At 33.7% G+C, this 21,826-nt stretch carries 11 protein-coding genes, 1 tRNA gene and 2 pseudogenes; 8 read left to right on the top strand and 6 right to left on the bottom strand.

Annotation, left to right across the window (positions count from 1 at the left end; translation table 11 throughout):
- Window positions 1-502 precede the first annotated feature (502 nt).
- The 4 genes from RBU60_RS12600 (at window position 503) to RBU60_RS12585 (ending at window position 8,086) form a co-directional block, all read left to right on the top strand.
- Window positions 503-1,699, top strand: a complete 1,197-nt coding sequence (locus RBU60_RS12600) for a primase-helicase family protein (protein WP_308865407.1) — start codon at window positions 503-505, stop codon at window positions 1,697-1,699.
- Between the two features lie 372 nt (window positions 1,700-2,071).
- Complete coding sequence (locus RBU60_RS12595; protein WP_308865406.1) at window positions 2,072-5,251, top strand: Eco57I restriction-modification methylase domain-containing protein; 3,180 nt, start codon at window positions 2,072-2,074, stop codon at window positions 5,249-5,251.
- 3 nt (window positions 5,252-5,254) lie between these two features.
- Window positions 5,255-5,692 (top strand): hypothetical protein, encoded by a 438-nt coding sequence (locus RBU60_RS12590; RefSeq protein ID WP_308865405.1) that lies wholly within the window; start codon window positions 5,255-5,257, stop codon window positions 5,690-5,692.
- A gap of 744 nt (window positions 5,693-6,436) precedes the next feature.
- Entirely contained in the window at window positions 6,437-8,086 is a 1,650-nt protein-coding gene (locus RBU60_RS12585; protein WP_308865404.1) for an ATP-dependent nuclease, read from the top strand.
- Window positions 8,087-8,132: 46 nt separating this feature from the next.
- Here the strand turns inward: RBU60_RS12585 and RBU60_RS12580 are convergent.
- A pseudogene (locus RBU60_RS12580) lies at window positions 8,133-8,363 on the bottom strand (IS110 family transposase); the annotation flags it as partial.
- A 624-nt stretch (window positions 8,364-8,987) separates the two neighbouring features.
- Window positions 8,988-9,061: transfer RNA gene (locus RBU60_RS12575), tRNA-Pro, on the bottom strand.
- Between the two features lie 203 nt (window positions 9,062-9,264).
- Here RBU60_RS12575 and RBU60_RS12570 point away from each other — a divergent pair.
- Together RBU60_RS12570 and RBU60_RS12565 are read left to right on the top strand one after the other, a co-directional pair.
- The gene (locus tag RBU60_RS12570; RefSeq protein ID WP_308865403.1) at window positions 9,265-10,488 is read left to right on the top strand and encodes a multidrug effflux MFS transporter; all 1,224 of its coding nucleotides are present in this window, start codon (window positions 9,265-9,267) and stop codon (window positions 10,486-10,488) included.
- Window positions 10,489-10,501: 13 nt separating this feature from the next.
- Window positions 10,502-12,451, top strand: coding sequence for a heavy metal translocating P-type ATPase (locus RBU60_RS12565; RefSeq protein ID WP_308865402.1), 1,950 nt, complete (start codon window positions 10,502-10,504; stop codon window positions 12,449-12,451).
- 390 nt (window positions 12,452-12,841) lie between these two features.
- Here the strand turns inward: RBU60_RS12565 and RBU60_RS12560 are convergent, their stop codons facing one another.
- The gene (locus tag RBU60_RS12560; RefSeq protein ID WP_308865401.1) at window positions 12,842-13,771 is read right to left on the bottom strand and encodes a sterol desaturase family protein; all 930 of its coding nucleotides are present in this window, start codon (window positions 13,769-13,771) and stop codon (window positions 12,842-12,844) included.
- Window positions 13,772-14,376: 605 nt separating this feature from the next.
- On the opposite strand from RBU60_RS12560, the gene RBU60_RS12555 reads away from it, so the two are divergent.
- Window positions 14,377-16,146: an aminopeptidase P family protein gene (locus tag RBU60_RS12555; RefSeq protein WP_308865400.1), complete on the top strand. Its 1,770-nt coding sequence runs from the start codon at window positions 14,377-14,379 to the stop codon at window positions 16,144-16,146.
- Window positions 16,147-16,674: 528 nt separating this feature from the next.
- The gene (locus RBU60_RS12550; RefSeq protein ID WP_308865399.1) at window positions 16,675-17,187 is read left to right on the top strand and encodes an azurin; all 513 of its coding nucleotides are present in this window, start codon (window positions 16,675-16,677) and stop codon (window positions 17,185-17,187) included.
- Between the two features lie 463 nt (window positions 17,188-17,650).
- On the opposite strand, the gene RBU60_RS12545 is transcribed toward RBU60_RS12550, so the two are convergent.
- The 3 genes and pseudogenes from RBU60_RS12545 to RBU60_RS12535 form a co-directional block, all read right to left on the bottom strand.
- Window positions 17,651-18,982: a D-serine ammonia-lyase gene (locus RBU60_RS12545; protein ID WP_308865398.1), complete on the bottom strand. Its 1,332-nt coding sequence runs from the start codon at window positions 18,980-18,982 to the stop codon at window positions 17,651-17,653.
- Between the two features lie 454 nt (window positions 18,983-19,436).
- Window positions 19,437-20,552 carry a DUF2914 domain-containing protein gene (locus RBU60_RS12540; protein ID WP_308865397.1) on the bottom strand — a complete coding sequence of 372 codons (1,116 nt, stop codon included), beginning with the start codon at window positions 20,550-20,552 and terminating at the stop codon, window positions 19,437-19,439.
- A gap of 1,021 nt (window positions 20,553-21,573) precedes the next feature.
- Window positions 21,574-21,747 (bottom strand): annotated as a pseudogene (locus RBU60_RS12535) (Lrp/AsnC ligand binding domain-containing protein); the annotation flags it as partial.
- Window positions 21,748-21,826: the final 79 nt, after the last annotated feature.

Raw genomic sequence — 21,826 nt, 5'->3', positions numbered from 1 at the left:
TTAGGATTTTTACAATCTGTTGTGGACTAAATTTACTTTGTTTCATAGTTGACAAATTTAAAATTAATTATAACTTCAATTTGTCCTAATTTTGGGGAAGCTTACACCAAACTGCCTACCCGTTATTTTATCAGAAGGTAAATGAATTGGAAATTTTAACTAATCGAAAATTGAGTTTTGAGAAGTTGGCTTTTGAGGACATTGTTTTTCTAAATAAGCAGCTTGAAATTCTTATTGAACTTAAATCGCTTTTTGAAAAACAACCAACAATAAGCTCGGTTAATTTTGAAAATTTAGTCAATGAAACTTATAAGAAGGACAATACGGTTCATCTTATATGTATTAATGTAATTCTACACCCAACACCTGACTTATCAAGGGTTTCTAAAATTGATGTACCATTATTCCGAAGCGGTTAAGCGTATTCTAGCGTAACGCTTTAACCGTAACGCTTAGTTTACGGTTTCAACAATAGAATAGTATTAATTTAGAGTATAACACAATGAAAAACAGATATTTAAGAATACAGACAGATTATTACAAAATAGTGCACCGTCCTAATATTGACGGTTCAACAACCCCAACGTTATCTAAATGGCAGCAAAAAACTATTTTAGAAGACCACGGGAAAAATTTTTTGAAAGACATTCCGAAATATGATGGTTTTGTACTTATGCCTTCCCACACAAATTATCAAAGTGAAGTAAAAGATTTTTACAATCTATACCACAAGATCGAGGGTGAAATAAAAGAAGGGGATTTTGAACATACCAAATTATTTTTAAGACAAATATTTAAAGACCATTATCCCTTAATTTTGGATTATTTAAGTTTGTTATGGTGCAAACCTACGCAAATACTGCCCATTTTATGTTTAGTGAGCAAAGAACGTCATACAGGCAAAACAACCTTTTTAAATTGGTTAAAAGATATTTTTGAACGTAATATGTCCATCATAAAACCAGAAGATTTGACTGGACGCTTTAATGGCGACTGGGTAGATAAACTGATAATTGCTATTGATGAAGCAAAATTTGCTAAACCTTCTGACAGCGCAACCATTAAAAATTTATCAACGGCAAAATACAGTAATAAAGAAGCAAAAGGAAAAGACCGTTATCAAGTGCCATTTATAGGTAAATTTGTAATTACTTCTAATCACGATAGCGATTTCGTTCTCATTGATCCGGAAGAAATCCGTTATTGGGTTTTTGAGCTGGAAAAACCACAAAACAAAATTGAGAATTTAGATGAAAAACTGAAAGCAGAACTGCCTGCATTCAAACATTTTATTCAAAACCGTGAAATCCAGACTAAAAGAAAAAGCCGAATGTGGTTCTCAAAAGCCGAGATTCATACCGAAGCTTTAGATAGAGTAGTGAAAGGTTCTAATATATCAATCAACAAAGAAATCGCTATTATATTATTAGAAAAAATGGAAGAAGTAGAAAAAGAAGAATTGAAGTTGAACTTGAAAAAGATACAATTTCTTTTAGCAGAAGGTGGCTTGAAGAAAACTTTAAATCAAATAAAACAGGTCATAGAAATAAAATGGAACCTCACTAAATCTGAAAATTCTACTTCCTTTAAATATTACACTAAAGAATTTGATTATCAATCTAAGAAATATTTTATTGAAGAGCACAATGACAAAGGACGTGTTTACACCTTCCAAAAAGAGTTTTTAAAAAGCCTGTAAAATTGTTGAATTGTTGAAATATAATTAAAGGATCAATAATCACGGGGGTTTTGAGACACTTTGTACAGCAACAAAAAGTCAACAATAGTGTTTTGTTGACTTTTTGTTGATATTAAAAACAATGCTAAATGTAATCACTACAAGGGTTTAGAGCCTTTGTCAACAATTCAACAAAATTTAATACAATTGTTTATTACGCAATTCCTGTTGGACTGTATCCCTCAAGGCAATGGCACTATTGCCGATTTTAACTAAGATATTAATTATCTTTGGTCAATAAATCGGCTTTTTTGTGACAATTACAGATAACCTTAATCAAAGTTTGTATTAAAGTTTTAACTTTATGCCGTTAACGACTTCTAATCGCTGTTTATGTCATTATTCCAAACTTCAGTTTTAAAAAAATACCTTAGAGCTCAAGAAAAAAATCAAATTCAAAAGGCTTACAAAAAATTTAGTAAATACTTTTTAGATCCTACTATTCAAGAAAACATCAAAAGCTCTAAAGAAGAAGAGTATCAAGGTATTTTTTTGACAGAACTATTTGTGAAAATTCTTGGTTATACCCTAAAACCTAATGCTGACTTTAATTTAGTGGCGGAGTATAAAAACCAAACCAATTCAAGAAAAGCTGATGGAGCTATTTTAAAGGGAGAAGACGCTCTTTGCGTCATTGAGCTTAAAGGAACAAACACTAAGCACTTAGAAGGCATTAAACAACAAGCTTTTGATTATAAAGCACATCAAAAAGGTTGTGTATATGTAATTACCTCTAATTTTGAGAAATTGCGCTTTTATATAAACGATGCAACCGAGTTTTTAGAGTTTGATTTATTTCACCTCACGGAAGATAAGTTTGAACTTTTCTATTTATGCTTACAAAAAGATAATTTATTAAATAATCTAGCTTTAAAAATAAAAGAAGCTTCGCTGGTAGAACAGGAAAAAATCACCAAAGGTTTTTATCAAGATTACTCCGTTTTTAAACGAGAATTATATCGTGATTTGGTTAAAAACAATGCTAAAAAACTCAAAGCAATAAAAGAAAATGAGTTATTTCAAGATGCGCAAGAAGATGATGAAAGTCTCTATGCAGAAGCCAATCGTTTAGAAAAAAATGTGAAGCTTACCTTGTTCAAAAAATCACAAAAACTCATAGACCGCTTTCTGTTTATTTTCTTTGCCGAAGATCGTGGCTTACTCCCTCCCAATTCCATTCATAAAATTATAGCAGATTGGCATAAATTAAAAGACTTAGACGTTAACCAACCTCTTTATGATCGCTTTAAACTCTATTTTAATTATTTAGATACGGGTAGAAAAGGGAGTGATAAAAAAGCAGAGATTTTTGCTTATAACGGTGGGCTATTTAAACCAGATGCGGTTTTAAGTTTATTAGAAATTGATGATGACCTACTCTACAAACACGCCAGCAATCTTTCTTCTTATGACTTTGAGAGCCAAGTAGATGTTAATATCCTTGGACATATCTTTGAAAATTCTTTAAATGAAATCGAAAGTGTAAATGCAGAGATTGAAGGCGATAATTTTGATAAGCAAAAAAGTAAGCGTAAAAAAGATGGTGTATTTTATACACCCAATTACATTACCAAATATATTGTTGAGAATACGGTAGGCAAACTTTGTGAGGAAAAGAAATTAGAGCTAGATTTTCACGAGGAAGATTATTTTGAAATCAAAAAGGGGACACGCACGAATACAAAAAAGAAGTTATTAGAAATCTTAGATACGTATAGAGAATGGTTATTACAACTTACTATTTGTGATCCTGCTTGTGGCTCTGGTGCTTTTCTAAACCAAGCATTAGAATTCTTAATACAAGAACATAACTACATAGACGAACTCAAAGCTAAAGTATTGGGAGGAGCCATTGTGTTTAGTGATATTGAAAATACCATTTTAGAAAACAATATTTATGGGGTTGACATAAACGAAGAAAGCGTAGAAATTGCCAAACTTTCCCTGTGGTTACGCACCGCTCAACCGCGCCGGAAACTGAACGATTTAAGCAGTAATATTAAATGTGGGAACTCTTTAATAGATAGTAAAGCCATTGCGGGAGACAAAGCTTTTATTTGGGAAAATCAGTTCGTAGATGTCTTTAAAAATGGTGGTTTTGATGTGATAATAGGAAATCCCCCTTATGTTTTTGCACGAGAAAATTTCTCTCCTATAATCAAAGAATTTTACGGAAAAAATTACGTTGCTGCTGAATATCAAATTAACCTTTACTTACTTTTTATTGAAAGAACAGTAAAGTTGATTAAACCTAATTCCAAATATGGCTTAATTGTTCCAAATGCTTGGTTGATGGTTAGTTCAGCCAAAGGATTAAGGAGTTTTATATTGCGAAATTGTAACTTAAACCAAATAATAAATTTAGCAGGATATTCCTTTGAAGGAGTTAATGTTGAAACAATTATAATTATTGCCACTAAATTAAAACTGAAATTAGAAAATAATGAAGTTAAAGTCCTTTTAAGTGCAGGTAAAGAATTTAAATACTCCCATTCAAGGAAACAAATTGATTTTGAAAAAAATGATGGATTTGAGTTTAGAGTTTTTTCAGATGAGACTAGTGTTGAGCTAACAAAAAAATTACTTTCGAATTCTAAAAAGCTTGACGATTTAGTGCTAATCAAATCAGGTTTAAAAGCATATCAGAAGGGCAAAGGAAAGCCAAAACAATCCGCTGATGATGTAAAGAATAGACCGTTTGATTATTGCTATAAATACGATAATTCAACCTTTCCATATTTAGAAGGTAGAGATATTGGTAGAAATTATATTACTTGGTCAGGAACATTCCTAAAGTTCGGTTCATTTCTAGCCGAACCAAGAAATTTCCCAGGAGAAAAAATCATTGTTAGAGAGATAACAGGAAAATATCCTAAGAGCATAATTGCTACTTTTACTGATGAAGACTATTTATTTAATATGAGCAATATTGCAATTACAAATAAAGATGAAATTGACATTTCTTTAAAGTACATACTATCTATTTTAAACAGTAAGTTACTTTCATATTATTTTTTAAAAAATACGGCAAAATCGGTTAGAAAGATGTTTCCTAAAATTATCTTGAGTGATTTAAGAAAATTTCCTATTAAAGATATTACTACAAAGGAACAATCTTGTTTCATTGATCTATCTGAAAAGATTCTTGACTTAAACAATCAACTAATAAATATTGTAGATAAGTTTAAAAGCTACTTATTATCTCAATATCCATTAGAAAAACTTACTAAAAAACTTCAAAACTGGCACGACTTAGATTTTGGTGATTTTATCAAAGAACTCAACAAAGCCATTAATAAAGAAAATAGAGAAAGACGCAAAAGCGAAGAAACAGAACTACCCACACTCACCAAAAAAGATGAGTTTGAGTGGATGGAACTCTTTGAAGAAAACAAGAAAAAAGCGGTAGAGCTGCAAACGCAAATCAATCAAACCGAGAATGAAATCGACCAAATGGTTTATGAGCTTTATGGATTGAATGAAGAAGAGATTAAGATTGTGGATAATAGTTAGAATATGGGAAAAACAGAGGAGGAAATAGAACAATGGAAAGAATACCGCTTGTCTATTTTGGAGCAAAAAGGCAAAAGCGATGATGATTTTGAGAAATACATCACTTTCATAGCTTCTGGAGGTTTAGCACTTACTCTGACTTTCATTAATGAAATAAGTCCGTTAAAAGAGTCTATTTACGTTTGGACGATTGTTGTGGGTTGGTTTTTTTTAGCCGCTACTTTATTTCTAAATTTATTATCTCATTTTCTCTCGAGTCAATATAATGAGAAAACGATTCAGAATATCGATGAGGAAATTGATTACGAGACACTATTAAAAAATATTGAAATTAGAAATAAAGTGATTTCTAATTTGAATCTTACTTCAATAATTTTACTAGGTTTAGGTATTATAATGATATTAACTTTTACAACTATAAATGCGTATAACAATGGCTAAGCAAAACAATTCAAATCCTAAGAATCATCCTTCTAAACCTGATAATAATACCGAAATTAGAGGTAGAACAACTCCTAAACCTCCTACAATAAAACCAAGTCAGAAACCTTCAAAAAAACAATAATAGTGTCAAAAGAAAATAAACCCAGATCCAATAAGCTTAAAAGAACAGAACTTGGTAGAACTACTCCTAAGCCTTCAAACACTTTGAAACCAAAACATATAAAACCAAAAAAATAGTTTAGGCGAAAATAAACCTAACTTTAGTGCCAAGCTTCATATTCTTCATTATCAAAATTCTTAAAATATAGAGTTTAAATAACTTATAAATTACTTTAGAGCATATAGTATAGCGTAACAGTATTTGCGTGACGCAGTACTTTATGAAGTTCTTTCAGTATTAACTATAAAAAGTACAAAGAATATAAATTTTCTTCTGCCTATTCTCGTGTTTTGCAATATCAAATACGCATAGAGTGTCACGCTCATAGATTAATGTTTTTTAGCTATTTAAGTCTCAAAGTAAAACAATTAATAAGAAAGGAAAATGTAAATTTTTAGGCTTTAGAGTTACTTTTAGAGGTTGAATTCAAGTAAGAAGAATAAAGATTAACGCAATTGATTATGTTTTAGCTAATTTTAAAATTACAATTCACGTAGGATTATAATCTTATCCCGAAACTATTAATTTTAAAAGTGTATTTTTGAGTTGATATAAAGAGTTAGCCACAATTTTAAAAAAAAATGAATATTCAAGGATTTGGGATTAAAAATTTTAGAAGTTTCGACTCTGATGGAATTTATTTAGATGGGTTAAAGAAAATTAATATCATAATTGGCAAAAACAATTGTGGCAAATCAAATGTTTTAAGATTTCTTCAAACATTACATTCGAATTTAAGTGACTTAAATAAATTTCCAAATGATATTAAAAATCAACATAGAAGAAATGGTCAATCTACTATTTTGAATCTAAAAGTTAAAGGAGATAACTTACCTCATAACAAGGATAAATTTAGGCGCGCAAATGGATTTGATTATAATAATTTCCTTGAACAATTCCATAATTTCGATGTAAACCTGAATTCACAGAGTATAAATCTTCCAGAACAGCTTAATGATTTGGAATGGCAACAACTAATTCCATTTCAATCTGCATATGCTCAAGCATCTGCACAACAATTGTTAAGTAAAATTAATGAGAGCTGGAAACAATCAATTATTCAAAAAGTAAAGTCAACTTTTAAGGATTTAATATATATACCTCATTTAAGAGTTATAAAAGAAGGCCATCAATTTGGAGATTCTAATTCATCAATTAATGGTTCGAATATTATAAGTAAGATGTTTGAAATGCAAAATCCTGAAATAGGAAATGAAAATGCAAGAGATAAATTTAATCTAATACAAACATTTGTCAGGGATTTAATCAACAAACCTGATTTAGAGATTGAAATTCCACACACCAAAGAGGAAATTGTATTAACGATTGACGGAAATAGATTGCCCCTTGATTCTTTTGGAACTGGAATACACCAATTGGTAATGCTATGTAGCACTCTTGTAATTCACGACAATTCAATTGTGTGTATAGAAGAACCAGAGATTCATTTACATCCAGAATTACAGCGAAAATTTATTAAATTTCTTGGAAAAACTAAAAATATCTATTTTCTAACAACACATTCTAATATTTTTCTTGATTCACGTTTAAATACTTCCATTTATCACGTTCAAAATGATGGAATAAAATCTACAATCAGTCACGCCAACAGAACTACTCGGACATTTTCAATTTTAAATGATTTAGGATATCATTCGAGTGACATTCTTCAAGCGAATGGCATTATTTGGGTCGAAGGTCCAAGCGATAGAACATTTATTATTAAATGGATTAATTTAATTGATAGTACACTAATTGAGGGCTTGCATTTTTCTATAATGTTTTATGGTGGCAGACTGTTATCGCATATATCTTTTCAAAATGAAAAATTGATTACGGATTTAATCCCATTATTAAAACTTAATCGGAATGCATATGTATTAATGGACAGAGATGGTTTCTCAAGCAAAACAAAAATTAATTTGACTAAACGACGTATCAAGGAAGAAATTGGAGATAGAAATTGTTGGATAACAAAAGGCAGAGAAATAGAAAATTATTTAACTGAAAAAACAATACAAAATTGGCTGGAAGTTGATAAAGTAAAAATTAATCCAGACCTTAAATTAGAAGAAATAGTATCCAAAATTCATAAAAATAAATATAACACAGCGAAAACGAAATACTCAAAAGAAATTATAAAGCATATTACAATTGAGGATTTGGATATTTTGGATTTAAAGCTAAAAGTAAAACAATTAACGAATCGTATTAATGATTGGAACGCATAAAAACTGTGGCTAACAAAGTACTGTGGTAAAAAACAAGTAAAAATGCTTATTTTTTTGCTAAGGTACTTCTGTAAGTATCGTCGTATATCAACCCTGATTTAGCAATAGCAAAAGCTTGTTTAAGTAGCTTATTACATACGGCGATCAATGCTAGTTTTTAACTCTTTCCCTTTGCTACTATTCGTTCATAAATATCTCTGCAAGCTTTGTTGTATTTGCAAGCAGTAAAACTGCACATAAACAATAAATTGCGAAGCTTTTGATTACCTATTCTTGTCTTTTTCGCTATTAAATACGCATAGAGTGTCACACTCATAGCGTAATCGTTTTTTACCTTTAAGCCTTAAAACAGTAAAACAATTAATAAGAAAGGAAAAATGTAAGTCTGTAAGCTTTAAAATTTCACTGAATCAAGTTCCATAAATTTACGTGTCGCTAAGAGCGTATCGCTTTTCCATAGAGTAGTGCTACGCAATTCTTTTAAGATGTCTCTTTCCTGCTGAACAACACTTATTATACAAATAACTTAGGTTTTAGTATTATCAGCTATTATAATTATAATCGCCTATACATTAGAGTTTACGTTATTTTACGATTTTTAGTAAAGATGAACTAATAATAAATTACACCTCCAACTTTAATGTGTAACGCTATGACCGTAACGCATTTCTATATACTAGCGTTACGTTATTTTACACTATATACTAAAATATGGATTATAGCTAACATTGAAAATAATTAAAATGAACTCGTTTAAATTTACGCTCTATCAACTGCAACGCGTAACGTTACATTAAAATTAATTTACGTTACTCATTCTTTAGCGATACATTTTTGATACATATTTAAAAACAAAAAAACCTTAACTTGCTAGTAAATAGTAGATTAAGGTTTTTTAAAGTCGGGATGACAGGATTTGAACCTGCGACCCCACGCCCCCCAGGCGTGTACGCTACCGGACTGCGCTACATCCCGAATTATTTAAGTCTGCGAATATAGGAATTATGATTTGTATTTCATTAGAAAATCATTTCAAATTCCATAAAGAATAGGGGCTAATCTATCACCTCCAAAATTTTTGACTTTAAAAAAAATGATTACTAAAAACCCGCTATTAATTATATGTTAAATGGAATTTATTGCGTTTATATGAGCTGCTATTAGGCGAAATTTGCCAAATGCAAGAAGATTTTTCCGTTCGGGATCATAAACGTGAGAAGGTAATTTTATTGGTATTAGGAACACTTATCGCCTTAGGTCCGTTTTCCATCGATATGTACTTACCTAGTTTTGAAAGTATAGCCAGAGAATTTGTCATTAGTAAGAAAGAAGTCGGTCTTTCCCTTACCAGTTATTTTATAGGAATTGCTTTAGGACAATTAATTTATGGTCCTATAATGGATAAATACGGAAGAAAAATACCGCTATTGATAGGTTTAGTGATTTATTTTCTCGCTGCATTGAGTTGTGCGTATTCTCCAAGCCTTACCTGGTTAGTGGCTTCTCGATTTTTCTTAGCCTTAGGAGCTTCAGGTGGAATGGTGGCTGCAAAAGCCGTGGTGAGAGATATTTTTCCGCCAGAAGAAGTAGCGCGAGCGATTTCATTTTTAATGCTCATTATGGGAGGAGCACCTATTATCGCACCCACCGTGGGAGGAATTGTAATTACCTACTTTTCATGGCATGCTATTTTTATTATTCTTTCCGTTTTGTCCTTTTTAATGTTTTTAAGCGTATTTAGATTTCTGCCAGAAAGTATTGATCCCGATGCTTCGGTGGAGCTTAAACTAGGAAAAGTTTTAAAGAAGTATTACGGGATTTTTACCGATAAGATTTTTCTTAGCTTTTCTATGGCCGGAAGTTTTACTATTGGCGCTTTATTCGCCTATATCTCTAACGCCCCAATCTTGTTTATGGATAATTTTAATTTGTCTGAAACAGAATTTGGTTGGCTTTTTGGATTGAATGCGGGCGGACTTATTGTAGGCTCTCAACTTAACCGAGTGGTTTTGAAAAAGAATTCGACTTTTAAAGTGTCTAAAGTTATCAGCGTACTACTCGTTGTTTTGTCGGTATTTCTAATCGGGAATAGCTTGTGGTATTCCAATTTCTACTTAACGATCACCAACTTGTTTCTGATCTTATTTCTTTTAGGGTTTCAAAACCCAAATACCACAGCATTATCCCTATATCCTTTTACAAAAAAAGCGGGGAGGGCATCTGCCTTAATTGGAAGTTTAAAAATGGGAATGGGGGCCATAGCTTCATTTGTTATTAGTAGCTTTGATACAACAAGTATGCTTCCTATGGCTGTAGTGATTTTTACTTGCTTACTTTCAAGTTGCTTCTTTATCTTTAGGATTCAAATAAAAGAGAAGGAGCTGCTGTTGAAAATTCAATAATTTATTAATATAGATGATAAAGAAAAAAAGTAATCTTAGAGATATTAATACACAAAAACATTCGGGCGAGCACTCGCATGATGATGGTCATCATCACGACGGCGAAGAAATAAATTTTAAGAGCTACCTGCCTGCTATGATCAGTTTTGTCATGTTGATTGCGGGGATTGCACTTAATTATTTTGAAGTAGCATTTTTTAAAGGCTGGGTAAGCATCGTTTGGTATGCAATTGCTTATTTCCCTGTAGGTTTTCCCGTATTAAAGGAAGGCTGGAAGAGTATTTTACAGGGTGATTTCTTTACAGAATTTTTATTGATGTCTATCGCTACCATAGGAGCGTTTGCGATAGGCCAATACCCCGAAGGGGTGGCGGTGATGCTGTTTTATGCCGTGGGAGAATTGTTTCAAAACGCAGCCGTGAGCAGAGCAAAATCAAATATTAAAGCCTTGCTCGATGTACGGCCAAATGAAGCTTTGGTATACCGCAATAAAGATTACACTTCTGTAAATCCCGAAGAGGTGAAGATTGGCGAGAAAGTCCAAGTTCGCGTAGGTGAAAAAGTTCCGTTGGACGGAATTTTACTTTCTGAAAAAGCTTCTTTTAATACGGCAGCACTAACTGGTGAAAGCAAACCCGATACCGTAGCAAAAAGCGAAAAAGTATTTGCTGGAAGCATCAATCTAGAAGGCGTTATTGAAATTGAAACCACCAAAGAGTTTAAAGACAGTTCCATTGCAAGAATACTTGATATGGTTCAAAATGCCACCGCAAGAAAGTCTAAAACCGAATTATTCATTAGAAAATTTGCACGGGTTTACACGCCTATTGTAGTATTTCTAGCCATTGCCTTGACGTTTCTACCTTATTTCTTCGTGGAGAATTATGTGTTTCAGGATTGGTTATATAGAGCTTTAATTTTCTTGGTAATCTCTTGTCCGTGTGCTTTGGTAATTTCTATTCCGTTAGGTTATTTCGGCGGATTGGGAGCTGCTTCAAAAAATGGAATTCTATTTAAAGGAGCTTCATTTCTAGATGAAATGACCAAAGTGACTACGGTAGTGATGGATAAAACCGGAACTGTTACCAAAGGGGTTTTCAAAATTAAAGAAATAAAAACTATAGATAGGGAAGAGGCAGAATTCATGAAATACCTCATGGCGATGGAAGAACAATCTACGCATCCCATTGCCAAAGCTATTTTAGAATATAAAGCTGAAGCTGAAGATTTTCAAGCCACTAATGTTTCTGAAGTAGCAGGAAAAGGGTTGAAGGGAACGGTAAATGGTAAAACTGTTTTAGTCGGAAACAAAGCTTTGATGACTTCCAACAATATTGAAGTTCCGAAGGAAACGGACACTATTGTAGAGTCTATCGTGATGGTTTCTATAGAAAACAAATTTGCTGGTTACGTCATCATTGCAGACGAACTGAAGGAAGATGCGCACGAAGCCATTAAACAGATTAGAGAATCGGGGATTTCAAACATCATCATGCTTTCGGGTGATAAGGATTCGATCACGCAGCAAGTGGCAAAAGAGATGGGAATCAAAACCGCAAAAGGTGGTTTACTTCCAGAAGATAAATTAACTGAAGTTGAAAAATTAATGTCAGCAGACAATAAAGTGGCTTTCATTGGCGACGGAATTAATGATGCCCCCGTGTTGGCAGCAAGTGATGTAGGAATTGCGATGGGTGGTTTAGGTAGCGACGTAGCTATTGAAACGGCAGATGTCATCATCCAAACAGATCAACCTAGTAAAATTGCGATGGCCATAAAAATAGGACGTTCTACACGTCGCATTGTCTGGCAAAATATTGGTTTAGCATTCGGAGTAAAAGCGGTGGTTTTAGTCTTGGGGGCAGGCGGTATGGCGACGATGTGGGAAGCTGTCTTTGCAGATGTTGGCGTTGCTTTACTGGCTATTTTGAATGCCGTACGTTTGCAAAAGATGAAGTGGTAAATAAAATCAATATTGTCTGGTAAAGAACCAAGACCCGCCAGAATGAATTCGTTCGGGCTGGCCCGCCCGTACCGAAACGATACGTTCGGGCCTACCCGCCCGCTTCAGAGCTGGCGGGCGCTGTTAGACCATGCCTGCGGCAGGCAGGATCAAGAACCAAGACTTAATTGTAACTAATTGATAAAAATTAGTATTTCAAAATAAAAATATTCTCTTACTCTCAATCAAATAATTTTCCATTTTCAAAAAAGCAAGGTATTCATTTTAAATTTTTTAGATTTCATACGTATAAATGACTCCTCATTTTTAACCGGACAATAATGTTTTAATGGAAAAATCCGTTAGTCATATGATTAACGGATTTTTTTATGATGAAATTGACAACAATTACTAAGCTGCCATTTCCTCTTCTTTCATCTTTTTTCGTATTTGTTTTACGGTAAGGGTACTTCCATCGTGGCTCCATCCGGGAGGGCCAAAAGCGTACATAAATTTGTCACCCCAATTTTTGGACTTTTTCATGTCTGCCCAAATATTTTTGTATTCGTGGGTTAAAATCACAAATATATTATAGGAATTGGGTGGTGCGGTAACCCCATATTCAATATCAACAGAATCATCTAATTCTTTCCACGTACCAAAAATCCGATCAAAAACATTCAGAAAACCTCCATGGTTTTTATCCATATACTCAATATTCCGAGAGTGATGTACTTGATGCATGGTATGCGTATTCATAAAGGTTTCTAGAAACCCTAAATTTTTGACGTATTTAGTGTGTAATTGAAACTGCCATAAAGCCTCAATCCCTAAGCAAACTACAAGCATTTCTGGAGGAAAACCAATCATTACAATCCACACATAAAATAGAGGTTTGTAAAAAATAGTAAACCAACCGTTACGTACCGCAGTTCCTAAATTAAAATTGTCTGAAGAATGATGTACAATATGTGCCGCCCATAAAAAACGCACCATATGATTTTGTCTATGAAACCAATAATAGGCGTAATCATCTAATAACATACAGATGATCCAAATATACCAAGCATAGCCGAAAGATTCATAGCCCATGATATTGGTGCGAACTCCATCTACCATAGGATTAAAGAGGTCATAAGCAACACTAAAAACCAGAATCATACCAACGGTTTTTACGAGGGCTCCAACTACGGCAGAACCTACCCCAAGTGACACACTAGATAGAAGGTCTTTCCATTTATACAGGTCCTTATTATCTGAAGTTTTACTGTAGGTAAGCTCTAAGGCAATTAAGCCTAAAAAACAAGGAACACCGTAAACTAAGGGGTTAGTGAAATCCATTTATTGAATATTTTAAGTAGGAGTAATTTTTAAAGCCGCTAATTTACACAAAGCATGACTTATAAAAGCTTCCAGCGGGTTAAATATTATACTTTTAAAAAACTGTTGAGTTTTAAAGGAAAAGGCTGTAATTTAATAAAGCGATGTTTTCAAGTCCTCCCCCCGGGGGAGTCCCGATGTTTCGGGATAGGAGGAGATGGGATGATAAATATTATAACTCATTCTATCCCCAACCCCGTCCGAACGTTTCATCCGGGCGGACCTTTCCAGAAGAAAGGGAGTATAAGAATTTCAAATTATCAACGCGCTTCTAAACTACAGCCTAGGAAAATAAAAATATCTTCCTAGGTGAAAATGACGGCTTGATAAAAATGAATACTCTTGATTCTGGCTGCCGCCGAAGTGTTTTGTAGTTAATAGCTCATGTATTGTATAATGGGAAGTATATCTGTTTTCAGGGGAAAAAATGTCTTCTCATAAAATACTAAAGAATCGCTTCGGAATGCTATACTGGGATACGACTAATAAAAACGTGTTAAACCGCTTTTATCTTTTTCCATGCAACAGACTTTCTGTAACTTTCGAACTCAAATAAAATAGTATTTATGACAGCCAAAGAAAAAGTAGCTTCTCTGAGAACGGAGATGAAAAAAAATAATATTGATGCCTTTATCGTGTATTCTGCAGATCCACATATGGGGGAGTACCTTCCAGCCGAATGGCAAGAACGAACATGGCTTTCCGGATTTACTGGTTCTGCAGGATTCGTGGTGATCACCTCAGATAAAGCGGGGCTTTGGACCGATGGACGTTACTTTACTCAAGGACCAAAAGAATTAAAAGGTTCAGGGATTGATTTATTTAAAGATGGAGTAGAAGGTACTCCGCAGTATATAGATTGGATTATTTCTGAAACTTCTGAAGACGCGACAGTAGCGGTAAACGGTTTAGCCACTTCCCATGCCAATTGGGTAGCTTTAGATAAGAAGTTGACCAAAAACAAACGCAATCTTAAAGATTTACCTTTATTGAATAGCGTCTGGAACGAGCGTCCTGCACCGAGTACAAACCCTGTTTTTGTACAACCTATGGAGCGCGCAGGGCAGCCTGTAACCGAAAAAATTGCAGCGATTCGCGAAAAAATGAAATCGGAAGGAGCTTCAACACATGTTATTTCAAGTTTAGATGACGTGGCTTGGACGCTTAACTTACGCGGAAGTGATGTGAAATGCAATCCCGTATTTTTAGGATATATTTTATTAACGATGGATGAGTGTTTCCTTTTTGTCGATACCCATAAATTAGATGAAGAAGCTCAGGGTCTTATGAAGAAAGTAGGAGTGGAGCTAAAATCCTATGAGAACTTCTTCAATCATTTAGCGACACTAAAGAAAGAAACTATTTTAATTGCCCCTAATTCCAACCAATCTGTTTTTGAAGCGGTTAAAAAAGAGAATACTATCCTAGAAAAACCAGTCCCTGGACATTTGATGAAGGCCATTAAAAATGAAACCGAACAAAAAGGTTTTGAAAAAGTAATGGTACGCGATGGAGTAGCGATGGTGAAATTTCTTCACTGGCTTACCCATACCGTAGGAAAAGAAGAATTAGACGAATACAATATTGGTAAAAAATTACATGGATTTCGTGCGGAAGGAAAAAACTTTATTGGCCCTAGTTTTGACAGTATTGTAGGGTATAAAGGGAATGGTGCGATTATTCATTATTCAGCCAAAGCTGAAGGGAGTTCTAAAGTAACGAATGAAAGTAGTATTTTGGTAGATTCTGGAGGTCAGTATTTAGAAGGTACTACAGATATTACGCGTACTTTTCCGTTAGGGGAGGTTTCCGAAGAATTTAAAAAAGATGCCACCACGGTGCTTCAAGGTTTAATCCAATTGTCGCTGGCAAAATTCCCTAAAGGAACGGCAGGCGTGCAACTAGATGCTTTAGCCAGAATGCCTTTGTGGAAAGAAGGAAAAGATTTTAATCACGGTACCGGTCACGGTGTGGGTAGTTTTTTAAATGTACATGAAGGGCCGCAGAGTATCCGTAAAGATCTTAATCCGGTAGAATTACAAGCAGGAATGGTGCTTTCTAATGAACCTGGCTATTATGTAGAAGGTAAATACGGTATTCGCCACGAGAATCTAATCTTAATCAATACGTGGAAGAAAACCGAATGGAATACTTTTTACGAATTTGAAACCTTGACTTTGTGTCCATTTTTCAAAAGTATTATAGAAAAAGCAATGCTTTCTCAAGAAGAGATAGATTGGGTCAATACCTACCACCAAATGGTTGGAGACAAACTAACTCCGCATTTAGAAGGAGAAGTAAAAGAGTGGTTTAAAGGCTTGGTATCGCCATTGTAATAGATAATCACTTTAAGGAATATGATAAATACCTCGAGCTTCTGGCTCGGGGTATTTTATTAAAATGAGGTTTCATCTAGGCTTTAATCAGAAGTAAAAAATGAGAAGTGATGTTTGGATAATCAATCAATGCTTCTAACTTACTAATTGGCGTTTTCTTTTATTAACCTCTTATTGAGTTATTACCCCGCCCAAAGTTCAGGTGAGCTTGCCCCAAGGATATCGGTTTTAATGCTAAAAATTCACGAAAGTGTTAAAATTAGCGAACTGATAGTTAAGTTTTAATTATTCAAAAAGAAGAAGATCTTTTTAAATTTTTATGGATTGGCCAACTACTGCTATCCACTTATATAATTGGGAAACGAGGAATAAAATAAGATTATTATTTAAGAAAAGTTTACTTTAAAATAAGTTCATAAGCCCGACTTTTGATTTAGTAATACAAAAAATAAAGTTATAAGGCTTTGATTTTTAGAGAACCATACTTAACTTTATTTGTAATTTAAATTTAATCTAAATACTATAGAGATGAAAAAGTTAATTTTATTTTTTGCAACCGCTTTGTTAATCAGTTGCGGTAATGATAAAAAAGAAGAGAAACCTAGCATGAAAATCGGGTCAAAGACTGAGAAAAAAGTGTCTCCCTCAAATTCTTCAGAGGATGGTGTTGTAACTGTAATGATTACGGGTAACGATCAAATGAAATTCAACAAAAGTGAGATTCGTGTGAAGGCAGGACAAAAAGTGAAACTCACCCTTAGACACATTGGAAAACTCGACAAGAATGTAATGGGCCACGATTGGGCATTACTTACTAAAGATGCCGATATGGATTCTGTAGGAAGAGCAGCGACGCTAGATGGAGATAAAGAGGGGATTCCAGAAGATATTAAAGATAAATTAATCGTTTATACCAAGATGCTTGGAGGAGGCGAAAGCGATACGATTGAATTTGATGCTCCGCCAGCAGGAACCTATACCTATATATGTACTTTCCCCGCGCACTACATGACAATGAATGGAAAATTGATTGTAGAATAAACGAAGTAGAAAGTATAGGTTTTAGTTAATTAAAACATTGTTGTCTGATAAAGAGCCAAGACCGCCGATATTTACCTGGGCTGTTAGAACCAAGAGCCAAGAATCAACCTGTCTACCAGCAAAAGCAGGGACATAATTGTAACTAATTGATAAGCAGTAGTTGTTTCGGTTAAAATTTTTCTCTAGTTTTTTATAAAATCATTTAAAAAAAGCAAGGTATCTATTTAAAGGATTCATCAATTTGACAATATTTTTATCCGGACATTGATATAATTAAAATGAAAAGAGTTGCAATTTAGTTGTAACTCTTTTTTTATTTTTTTCTTCGGAAGAGAACCTCTTAAGATTCATGATTGCTTGATCAAGATTTTCTAGCATCATTTTTAATACGCTGAAGAGGATTTAATAAGTAATAAATAACCCCAAGTTTCTGACTCGGGTTTTTTTGTAATGAGATAAGGTTTTAAGAAATCGAAACCTGTTCACAACCTCTTTCATAAAAAAGTTCTCGTTCGTGCTCAGGCACTAGAAGTCCACCCGTAGCCCAAGCGATATGCGTTGCATTTTTCATGTTTAACTCATGCGTTTTTGCATAGCCTGATTTTTGTACCAGTTGAGGCGCTATTAACCCCGCAGTTGCTGAAGGTTCAAGAAATATATTTTCGGTATCTTTTAATTGCGTTAAAAGCTTAAAAAGATGCTCATCTTCTATCGTAAAAATACCACTAATTAAATGCTTACTGATTTTTGTTGCAAAATTAGAAGGTCGTCCCACGGCTAAACCATCGGCTTCTGTTTTATTGTCAAGTCCAATATCTTGAACGCTAATCTTACTCATCTCACCCGTAACCAAACCAGTTAATACAGCCGGACAATGTGTAGGCTCCACAAAAAAGCAATGCACGTGATCACGGTAAATTTGTTTTAGACCAAAAGCTGTTCCTCCAGGAGAACCACCAACGCCACAAGGAGAATAGACAAATAGGGGATGATTGGCATCCACTTTAATATGTTGTTCTTCTAACTGCTGGGCGATGCGAAGGGCACCAACGGTATAGCCCAAGAATAGATCTTGAGAATCTTCATCATCGACAAAATAAGCAGTAGGGTCAGACTTGGTTGCTTCTCGTCCCGCGAAAATAGCCTTGCTAAAATCACCTTCAAACTCCACAACGCGCACTCCTTTTTCACGCAATAAATCCTTTTTCCATTTTTTAGCATCAGAAGAGACATAAACCGTGACTTCAAATCCTAATTTTGCACTAATAAAACCTATACTTAAGCCTAGGTTTCCTGTTGATCCTACACCAATCTTATGGGTACTAAAAAATTCTTTGAACTTAGGGGAGGTTAAGGTACTGTAATCGTCCTCTTTTTTTAAGAGTCCTGCGTCGAGGGCTAATTTTTCGGCATATTTCATAATTTCAAAAAAACCTCCTCGGGCTTTAATAGAACCAGCAATTGGAAGTTCGTGATCACATTTCAGAAATAATCGACCTTCAATTTCTTCATTAGTTCTATTTAATAGTGATTTCATCTTTGAAATTTCTCGAAGTGGAGATTCTAAAATTCCCTGACTCTTTTCGGTTTCAGGAAAAGCTTTAACAAAAAATGGGGCAAAGCGTTTCCATAAGAGTTCTGCTTCCCTCATATCTTCCATGGTTATGGAGAATTTAGGTACATTTTGCATAGACTGTAGGTCGGGGTTTAGCCAAGCCACAGGTTTTGCCTTTATAATGTCTTCCAGAATTGGAGCGTTTTTAACGAAAGAATCTATTTTATTTTTTGAATACATACTATTTAAATTTATCACTAAAACGAATTCGTTATTTAGAATGAGTAAAAATAAACAATTGTTTCCGATTTACTTTTAAATTGAAGTTAATTTTTACTGCGGAAGAAGAGCCAATCCTTACTGAAAATATTTAGTTCTAATTGGCTCTATTTTAGCAGTGCGTTGATACTATTTTTAGTTGTCATTCAGAACCTTTTGTTGAAAGCTCTTCTTGTCCGGAAGTCAAAAGTCAAGACAGGCTAAGTTTGCGGAATGAAGAATCTTTATTTTAAAAGAAAAAATTCCTCCTTGGTCGGAATGACAGCTTATTCAACTACAATAGCTTTATTAAGCTACAGCCTCTTGATTTAATATGTATAATTAAAGCGAGATTGAAATCAAAACTGAAAAATGAGATGGAAGCGCGCTGTATTTTGTCTGTTGAAAAAGTGTTGAGCTCAAGAAATGAAGAACCCTAAAAGGTTCGTTCAATCACTCTCTTAGGCTTTACATTGGTATCAGTAATAATTTCAAAATCAATGACTCCTAGAATCAAACCTTCTTTAGTGGTGACATCTACTTTCCATAGGCCTGGTTTAATATTATTTTTATAGGTGAACCCCCGAAAACCAGCATCACGACCTCCTGTTATTTCGTAGCCAATATTATCAACGACCTCCCAATCCTCTGTGTTTTCATTGAACCACTTCCAACGGTGAAAAATGGATTTTTTAATTTCGGTAGGTGCAAAAATAGAAGCGAAAACAAATACCTTTTCCCCTGGTTGATGTATGAATTTTAGTCTGTGATCTCGCCAAAATATATACCAGTCATCGCGTTCATAAGTCACTACATAAGAATTGTTTTCTTTTACTACTTGGTGTGCTACCATTCCAGAATCTAAAGCTAATGGCACTGGCGGAATAAGATTGGTGAAATAAAAGGTGTTAATTGTTGCGTACATAACTAAAATAATACCGATTAGTTTTGTAATGCTGATTTCTGCCCGCGTACTCGGACTTTTTTTATAAATGATCCTTATGAGTAAAAGAGTAAGGAATAGACTTACAACTCCTGAAATAATAAAAACAGGCGTATTCATTTGCTTTATGAAAACCGGAATCATAAAAGTGAAAAAAGTAAAATTTAGAAAGTAATAGACGCTAAACTGTAAATATTTATTGGAAATTCGTTTTTTTAGCATTTCGTTTGCAAATAACAAAGCTAAAAGAATGACAAAAAACGTGATGGTTTTAGACATGGAAACACTTCTTGAAAAGTAAATTACATAAGCGCTAGAAAGTCCGCCAAAGAAAAATTGAATGGCCAAAGGAAAATAAATCTGATACGATTTTAAAAAGGTATTTTCCCATTTCCCGTCATCCGCCAAATTATAAAGATATAGCGTGATAGATAACAGACTCATATGTACACACAATACAGATAAATCGTACACCCTATCAATACGTCCTAGTGTTAGGGAATCAAAAATAAATCCTCCAATAAAAAATAGAATAGGGAGGTACTTTCCGTGCCTTTTTATAAAGCTTCGAAGACGGCTATTTCTATATCTTTCTAAGGTTCTGTTCATATACTTTTAGAAGAGCCTAAAAATAGCGAAAAGATTGCAATGTTTGATTTAGTTTCTAAGAACTCTTCCGCAGAAACTTTTCCAATCAAAATAAAAGTGTTGAGGATTAGCATAGTGTGACTCAAAAAATGTTCTCATGCAAGCATAGCGATAAGTTTTAATAAAAAAAATCATTAGTGTCCGATTAAAACATTACAGAATTCTGTTGATTCAAATATAAAAGACGTTTAGAGGTTTTTTATTAAGTGACAGCTTGCAATTAAATTTACCATTGAAATTTAAAAATTAACACGTATGCTTAATCAATTTAAGCTAATTATCAGGCTATTAAGAATCAAGTCTAATGTCTTATGTCTTTCAGCGCAGCGGTCTTATATCTTAGTCGGACACGACTAAAAAAGAATCGAATATTTTAGTTATTGTTATTATTTATCCTGTATAAAAACATAACAAATTACGATGTGTTTTAAAGCGGAATGTCACGTGCAACTTAAGAATGATCAAGAAGCAGAGGCTGATTACAAAAAAAATAACCGAAATGAATGCTTACTTTTCCACCGCATTTTTTAGAAGATGTTTTTACAGAGCAAAAAGAAATTACCAACAACCTGATTCGCTTAAAAATGCAATTGCTTATTACGATCGGGCCATTACTTTAGATTCTACCATTTCCTTTTATTATTACTATCGGGCGATATCCCAAAAAATGAGAAGTAATTATTCTGGAGTCATTACTTAAAAGGAAAGTACACTAATAGTATTTTAATCAGAAAGTAGGACTAAAACCATGCAGAGATGCCGGAGAGATTATCATGAACCCAAATATGACTATGCAAATTTTTTATCCTGTGACATCACAATCTTTCTAGGGTTTCGTTAAAGTAAACCCTATACTTTTTTTGATTTTACGTTTAAGTTGAAGGGCTTCTTTGTTTCTACTTTATTGATAAATAAACCAATATAGGCTTTGAGTTTATAGTGGTTTATTTTCTTGTAAATTGCAAAAGCAAGTCCTAATCGTCTACTTCTTTTTGATTTCAGAAAGAATGAGGTGCGTCGTTGGATTTCCATATTTAATGAGCTTGTCTATAAATTGTTGAAGATGCAATTGATCGCGAAGCACTACCCGCATATGTATATTAGAAGGACCAGTGATTCTATAAACTTCCTGTACTTCAGGATATGAATTTATTTCAGATAACCCGTTGTGCATTTTAAATAATACTGATTTTTATGTTATTGATGTTTCTATTAAATATAAATCTATTGATATA

Origin of the sequence: Mesonia profundi (assembly GCF_031085155.1) — a bacterium.
In the GTDB taxonomy this organism is placed as follows: Bacteria; Bacteroidota; Bacteroidia; order Flavobacteriales; family Flavobacteriaceae; genus Mesonia; species Mesonia profundi.
Note: the sequence above shows the minus strand (reverse complement) of the source record. Positions and strands in the feature narration are given on the sequence as shown.